Annotated in this window: 4 protein-coding genes; 1 reads left to right on the top strand and 3 read right to left on the bottom strand. The window is 42.7% G+C overall.

Annotated features, from left to right (window positions below):
- Positions 1–214: 214 nt before the first annotated feature.
- The 3 genes from pseB to PN447_RS16645 all read right to left on the bottom strand — a co-directional run bounded on the left by pseB (position 215) and on the right by PN447_RS16645 (position 4978).
- A complete protein-coding gene (gene pseB, locus PN447_RS16655) occupies positions 215–1228 on the bottom strand; it encodes a UDP-N-acetylglucosamine 4,6-dehydratase (inverting) (RefSeq protein ID WP_271764129.1) in 1014 nt (337 codons plus the stop codon).
- Positions 1229–1460: 232 nt separating this feature from the next.
- Entirely contained in the window at positions 1461–3317 is a 1857-nt protein-coding gene (locus PN447_RS16650; protein ID WP_271764128.1) for an ABC transporter ATP-binding protein, read from the bottom strand.
- A 335-nt stretch (positions 3318–3652) separates the two neighbouring features.
- Positions 3653–4978, bottom strand: coding sequence for a glycosyltransferase family 4 protein (locus PN447_RS16645; RefSeq protein WP_271764127.1), 1326 nt, complete (start codon positions 4976–4978; stop codon positions 3653–3655).
- A 244-nt stretch (positions 4979–5222) separates the two neighbouring features.
- Between PN447_RS16645 and PN447_RS16640 the strand changes: the two genes are divergently transcribed.
- On the top strand, positions 5223–7436 hold the full coding sequence (locus tag PN447_RS16640) for a GumC family protein (RefSeq protein ID WP_271764126.1): 2214 nt from the start codon (positions 5223–5225) through the stop codon (positions 7434–7436).
- The last annotated feature ends 691 nt before the right edge of the window (positions 7437–8127 follow it).

The raw sequence follows: 8127 nt of genomic DNA, 5'->3' as shown, positions 1-8127 counted from the left end.
AGGTGATTTTAGACACTTCTTGATCCCCCCTAACCCCCCTTAAAAAGGGGGGAACTAGAGTCAAAGTCCCCCTTCTCAAGGGGGATTTAGGGGGATCTAAAAATATTTGATACACTAATCATGACTTGACAAACATCCTCTCATTGATAACAATAAAAAACTTTTGAAACAACCTCTAATGCCGATAGTAACAAACGTCATCATCAAATCATCATCAAGTAAACTGCGGGTCAACGTGCTGTCTGATTAACTCTCGGAGTTCCTCCACAGTTAAAAAAGTCTCATTACTACCAGAATTATAACTAAATCCCTGGGGAACCTTCACCGCCCCAGTTTGGCAGTAATAATTCTCTAACTTATCACTAACTTCACTGGGTAAAATAGCGTAATAGTAACCCAAATCCCAGGTATTATAACTATCACTACTGGTAATCATCTCCTCGTGGATTTTCTCCCCCGGTCGAATCCCTACTACCCTTTGTTCAGCTTGGGGAGCAATAGCTGTGGCTACATCGGTAATTCTGTAGGAAGGAATTTTGGGGACAAAAATTTCACTTCCCCTACCGTTCTCAATACTCCACAGCACCATTTTTACCCCTTCCTCCAGAGTGATATTAAAGCGAGTCATTTGGGGGTCAGTAATAGGTAATACTCCCCCATGGCGCTGCTGTAAGAAAAAGGGAATCACCGAACCCCTCGACCCCATCACATTGCCATAACGCACCACACTCAAGGAAATATCCCTTTTGCCTTTAATATTATTGGCAGCAATAAATAACTTATCGGAGCAGAGTTTTGTGGCTCCATACAAATTAATCGGCGCTGCAGCTTTATCTGTTGATAGGGCTACCACCCGCTTTACCCCCGTATCTAAGGCGGCGGTAATCACATTTTGAGCGCCCAAAACATTAGTTTTAATACACTCCATGGGATTATATTCCGCCGTGGGTACTTGCTTGAGTGCCGCAGCATGAACCACAATATCTACACCCTCGCAAGCACGGGTTAACCGTTGCTCATCTCTGACATCTCCTAAAAAATACCGTAATCCTGGATACTGATCTGGGGAAAACTGGAGCGCCATTTCATACTGCTTCAATTCATCCCGGGAATATATCACCAGTCGATGAATATCAGGGAAACTTGCCAGTAACATTTCTACAAATTTTTTCCCAAAGGAACCAGTACCACCGGTCACCAGGATTGAGCTAGATTGAGTAATTTTCATCTTAGGGAACAGGGAACAGGGAACAGGTAACAGGTAACAGGTAACAGGTAACAGGTAACAGGTAACAGGTAACAGGTAACAGGTAACACACCGAACACACCGAACACACCGAACACACAAAAAACAATCAAATCCAGTCTCTTCCCCTTACAAGGGTAGGGTGGGGTCAAACAATAGTTGATACACTCATCATGACTTATCAAACATCCTCTTACTACATCCAAATCTCCTTCTAGTGGTGCACCTCAACCTTAGCTGACTGCAACGCCCAGTAACTTGCATATTTACCCCCCAATGTCAATAAATCCTGATGTTGCCCTTGTTCCACTACTCGCCCCCGTTCCATGACTATAATCTGGTCAGCATTGACAATGGTAGACAACCGGTGAGCAATTACCAACACCGTGCGATCGCATTCAAACTGATTGAGTGCTTCCTGTACCAACCGCTCCGATTGACTATCTAAAGCACTAGTAGCCTCATCCAAAATCAAAATTTCCGGCTGCTTTAAAATTGCCCTAGCCAAAGCTAGGCGTTGTCGTTGTCCCCCCGACAGACGATAACCCCTTTCTCCCACCACTGTCTGGTATCCTTGGGGGAGTGCCTGAATAAACTGGTCAGCCTGAGCCAGCCGTGCGGCTTCCTGCACTGCTGTATCTGTAGCTGTCGGTAGTCCATAGCGAATATTTTCTAGGATACTCTGATTAAAAATAAAAGTATCTTGGCTAACCACACCCAACTTACTCCGCCAGCTTTCCCAACTATAAGTTTGTAAATCTAAACCATCTACTAATATCTGCCCTGTTGTTGGTGCATATAGTCCAATCAATAAATCGGCGATGGAAGACTTACCCGCCCCAGACTCACCCACCAATGCTAACACTGTATTTTTAGGCAACTTAAATGATACCTCTGATAAAGCCGGGGTAGAAGTGCCATCATACTCCAGAGTCACATTTGTAAAACTAATACAGGATTGCAAACCCTCAAATACCTCTCCACCGCCACGAGTAAATTCCTGGTCTTGGCTGGACAAAATGGCATCTAAACGCCCCATCCGCCCGTAATTCTCAGCCAAACCATTCATAGTTCCTGCTAATCCCTGGACTTGACCCGACAAACGATTTAAAGCCAGAACAAAGGTCGCTAAAGCTGGTAATACTCCCCTGTCTCCCTGTTTGAGCAGCAAAGAACCCGTGACTAACAAACCTGCAATTAAAAAGATTGTCAGGGCATTATTTAAAGGACCAGTTATAGACATTAACCTCACTTGCCGCTGTGAAAATTCTAACACCTGGTGCTGCAAGTGTTTCACCCGGTCAATAGTTTGCTCCTGACGACCAAAGGTATGGACTAACCGCAAACCTTGGATATTTTCCACCATATCCTTATTAACTTCCACCTGAGCTTGGGAAAGTTTCATCGCCACGGCTCGAATCCGGGGTATTAACCACCTCTGGAACCACACCAAGAAGATAAATAATAATAAAGCTACCGCCGACAGCGGGACGGAAATTGTCAGCACCGTCACTGAATAGGCCAGCACCATCATTACCCCAGTCAAAGCTCCCGACCACAGTCTCATTTGTAAATCCACTGTGCTACCTGCTTGACCCACATAGGTAGTTAAATCCCCCACTTTATAGCGACTAGCACAGGGAAAACTCAAACTGATGATACGAGCAAAGATGGTTTCTGTCATCTGTGCTTGAATCCGCGCGGTCAAATCCCCTGTAGCTACTGCGCTCACATAAGTCATGATACTGCGGCTCAATTGTAAGAACACCGCCAACCCAATCAGTCCTAAAAAAATTCCTTGGCTTTCTCCCCTCCACCTCTGGGCTAACCACGGTAAAGCTGATGTAACCGCACTGGGTAACTCAGGTAGTTGATTATCTTGTAAAACCCCCAAAGCCAAAAAAATTATCCCCAGGGTCAAAGTTTCTAACAGTGCAGCCACCAGATTACTTACAAAGGTTAAAACTACTAACCCCAGATTGTGATTTATAGTTACTCCAATTTGTTGATAGGCGGGAGTATGATATTTTTTCCACCATCGGGACGGGATTTTTTTGATTAATTTTTGCATCTGTTAATAGTTTATATTTGCGACTGACACTATCTAGATAACAACTATGGATAGGACAGTAAATAGCTCTACGTTGGGAACGTTTCCGATCGCGGTCACACCTACTGGGCAATTCGGCCCCCTAATATCAAAATCAATAGGAAGGTTACGTTTGGAGAAACTGAGATCAATTAGACCGTCAAAGCCCACTCCATAAAAATCAGCCTATGCCGAGAGTAACTATTACTTTTTTTTAATAAGCTTGAGATGAAAAACCCTATTAGGAATTATTTCCTTTTTAGATTTATCTGGTTGTATCACACAACTTTATTGTACCACACATTCAAGCATTAATTTCAACAATTTTTACTCTTTTTAATATTCGCTGTTTGTAGTAAAACCTCAAGATACTGTTGGCAAATAATTTGCGGTGTAAAGTGGGATTGTAGATACTCACGACCGGCTTTACCCATCTGTTCTGCTAGTGTTTGGTTATTTTGCAATAAACGGATAAATTCCGCCAGTCCCTGACCATCCCCATGGTCAAATGCCGCCCCACATTCAGCCTCGGTAATTATTTGTCTTAAGCTAGAGTAGGGTGAACAAACTACCGCCAATGGCCTCCCAGATGATAATGCTGAATACAACTTACTAGGTAATACTAAACTTTCGCTGCTGGGGCTAACACTCACCAAAGACAGGTCGCAGGCTGTGAGAGAATGGCCCAAATCTTCCTTATCTTGATAAGGTAAAAATGTAAAATTACTTAGCCCTAGTTCAAAAGCTTTAGCAATCAACTCTTCCCGTTTAGCACCCCCACCAATACAGACAAACTGCACTGACTCATGTTGTAATTCTCTGGCCGCTACTAACAAAGTATCGATGTCGTGACATCGCCCCATATTCCCAGAGTACAGGACAGTGAACTTATTGACTAACTTGTGCTTCCAAGCAAACCAGTTTTCTGATTTGGCAATAGGTACAATTAAATCTGGGTTAGCCCAGCTATGAATTACAGAAACTTTATGGGCCACCTGGGGACAGTACTCTACAACCCGTTGTTTCATCTCCGGACTGAGAACCACAATTCCCCCAGCTTTGAGCCAAACTCGCTGATTTAACCCTTGCCAAAGTTTTGCTACCCAGTGCTGCTTTGATAATACACCCAGTGCGATCGCCACATCTGGATACAAATCATAGACTATACAAACATAGGGCAACTTCCACAGCACATTAGCCAAATAACCCACAAGGGGTAAGAATGGTGGCGCTGTCGTGATCAGCAATACATTACTTCGCCGCCAAGGTGCGAGCAGATATAAAAAAGCACGAATGGTGTATAAAAGTCCATTTACAGCCTTACCGCGAATTCTCCCAGGCCACATTTGCGCAGTCCGAGACCTATGAATCCTAGTTTGCTCACGCAGTTCCACACGGGGAGCCTTACTCACCCTGAACGCATATCCCGGTTGACTGGTAAAGACATTAATCTCTACCCCTTGTTGTTCTAACTGCTGCACAAGTTCCTCAATTAATTGTCCTGTAGCAGCATAGTCTGGGGGAAAAAACTGTGTGACTACAGATAACTTAATTGTTTGCTCTACAGAACAATTATCACCGTTGTTTGTAGTATCTACCTGCGACAGTCCTAATGGTTTGTAGGTCTGTTGGAAATTCTTCATACTCTGAGAGTGTTGCCAAAGTTTAGGGTGTAGGTGAGCGGAGTTTTTAAAAGTTACAATAGGCAGAAAATAAATTTAACGTTAATATATCACCTAAGATAGACTTTTAAGAATAAACGATACAACTCGTCATGAGGGAAACCGTAAATTAAGCTATCAAGTATATATAAATACAGATTACCTTCGATTCAAAGTCAAAATACTTAACTCAAGCTTTTTATTTAGTGATATTTCAGTATTAAATATGTCTATGATCCACAACCAAACTAACAAACCCCTAAATCCTGAACAGACGAGAAACTCCATCACACCATTTTTTCCCTATTCCCCTGTTCTGGAAAATCAGCACCAAGGGGAGGATTGGAATTATAAAGAATTTTTAAGTTTGTTACGGCGTCGAGTTGTAGTTGTTGTGGGAGTGGCCACAGCTGTGCTCACAGGTGTAGGTCTAAATATTTACTTAAATCCCAAACCCCCCGAATATGAAAGCCGGTTTCAGATGCTGGCTGAACCTGTGGGTTATAACAGTAGAGTGTTAAACTTAGAGGGTAGCATCAACCCATCGGGTCGAAGTAGTTTAGATTACGAAACTCAAATTCTAGTCCTCTTGAGTCCTCAAGTTCTACAAAACAGCATTAAACAGTTACAAACTAACTATCCAAACATCAACTATGAATATCTGAGTAATGGTTTAACCATTACCCGTCTAGGTGAAGAAACCAAAATTATCCAGGTCAGGTATCGTAGCGAAGACCCAGTGGAATCCAAAGATGTATTAGAGCAAATTTCCCAAGATTATTTAGCCTACAGTCAAGACCAACGGCGAATTACCCTCAGTCAAGGTTTAAAATATCTAGATGAGGAACTACCCAATATACAAAAACGCGTCAACCAGGTTCAGGAAGAATTAGAACAGTTCCGACGTAGGTATGACTTTCTCAGTCCAGAAGTCCTAGCTGGTGAAATTGCAGGACAAACCTCAACTTTAACTCAACAACTGCAACAACTGGAACTACAACTAGCCCAAGCTCGTGCTGATTGGAATTTCTTACAAACTGAAGATGGTGTTAGGTCTGTCCTGGATAACTATCCTGTATATCGGACATTAAATCAAGAATTGCGCCAATTAGATATTCAAATTGCCACACAATCAGCTGTTTTTCAAGATGAAAACCCCACCCTAATTACACTCAAGGAAAAACAGAGCAACCTCAAACCATTAATCGAGCGAGAATCACAACTATATATCCAAACCAGGCGAGCAGAAGCAGATAAATTACTCAAATCCTTAGAACTTAATCAACAAGAACTAGAAAACAATCGCCGAATTATAGAACGAGAACGCCGGGAATTACCCACCCTCATCCGAGAATATACAGAAATACAACGCCGTTTAGGTATTGCTAATCAAAGTCTGAATCGCTTTTTATCTGCCCGGGAAGATTTGCTCATTCAAACCTCTCAGACGGAACAAGGTTGGCGATTAATTCAGTTACCTAACCTACCCATAAGTCCTATAGCCTCTTCAACTATTATCCGGGATATTATTCTGGGAATTGCCGCGAGTATCTCCCTAGGGATTGGTGCAGCCTTACTCATAGAAAAGCTAGATCATACTTATCACAATGCTTTGAGCCTCAAAGAAAGAATCAAAGTTCCTGTATTAGGGAATATTCCCTTCAACCAAGAAATCCAGCCGGGTAAATCCCCAACCCTCAAACTCAAAGATGCTTTGATGCAATTCTCCGATGGGCAGATGGAAACAACTACCCAGAGAACCACAGTAGCCAAACGAGGCTATACCAATTACGCTAACAATTTTATCGAAGCCATCAGGCTGCTCTACACAAATATACAATTATTAAGCTCTGATACTCCCATCAGTTCTATTACCATCACCTCCTCCATGCAAGGTGACGGTAAAAGTACAGTTGCCTTTTATCTGGCTCAGGTAGCTGTATCTATGGGGAGAAAAGTATTACTGGTAGATACAGATTTGCGCCGCCCTAGTATTCATAGGTTGGCAAACTTAAGTAATCTCTGGGGGTTGAGTAGTTTAATTACCACGGATATGTCTATAGAAAATGTAGTCACACCGCTACCTGCTATGAATGACTTATCTATCATTACTTCTGGGCCTATTCCCCCCGATGCACCTAAGTTACTCTCATCAGGGAAAATGAAAAAACTGATGGCACAGTTTCAAGATACCTTTGATTTAGTGATTTATGATGCTCCTCCCATTGTGGGGCTAGCTGATACTAATTACATCGCTCCCCAAACCGACGGTGTGGTGATGATCGCCAGGATGGATAAAACAGACCGTTCTGTGTTTGAGCAGGCTTTAACCGATCTGAAAAATTCACCGATTAATGTCTTAGGTGTAGTTGCCAATGGACACAAGCGTCATTCAGACAATTCCTACAACTATGATTACTACCAACGTGAGGATAAATAAGCCACTCCTCCCGGTGCTATCCATGGGACAATTAGCTTTTTATCACCCCATGGTAGCAGATTGCCCAGATTATGGAGTTGGTTGATGACCCAGTTTGATGTGAGACAAACAAGATTCTAGATATATACAGTCTTCACACTGGAGTTCTTTCCCAGGATTTGCACAGCCACAGGGAGGATTGACGAAACATTCCCCAGTATTTTGCGGTGTGGAATATTTTTTCCATATATAGTAGAGAGCAGCTTCTTTTAAGCAGAAAATAATATCTGGCACCATACAAATTACCAGTTACAGCATAGGCGACCTTTTACATCTTCCCATTCTATATACCCTAGTCGAAAAAACCTGATACCTGGATGGTATTTTGTTGTGCAATTCGCTGTAAATATTATCTAACCCCAGTTAAGATGATGTTTTAAAAGTTATGATTAAAGTATCAAATATTGTTTTACCCCGCCCTAACCCCTCACAGGGGTAGGTTTTTTACATTGTCGTGAGGGCAAGACTTGGAAGACAAGGGGGTGGGAATGGGAATAAGCCATCACCGAAGTCAATGTTCCCTGAGCGCAGTCGAAGGGAACATTAGGGGCGATCGCGGTTTCGACTTCGCTCAACCACCGAAATCAGTGTAGTATGTTCCCTGAGCGTAGTCGAAGGGAACATTAGGGGCGATCGCGGTTTCGACTTCGCT

This window comes from Anabaena sp. CS-542/02 (genome assembly GCF_028331085.1).
Classification (GTDB): domain Bacteria; phylum Cyanobacteriota; class Cyanobacteriia; order Cyanobacteriales; family Nostocaceae; genus Anabaenopsis; species Anabaenopsis arnoldii.
Note: the sequence above shows the minus strand (reverse complement) of the source record. Positions and strands in the feature narration are given on the sequence as shown.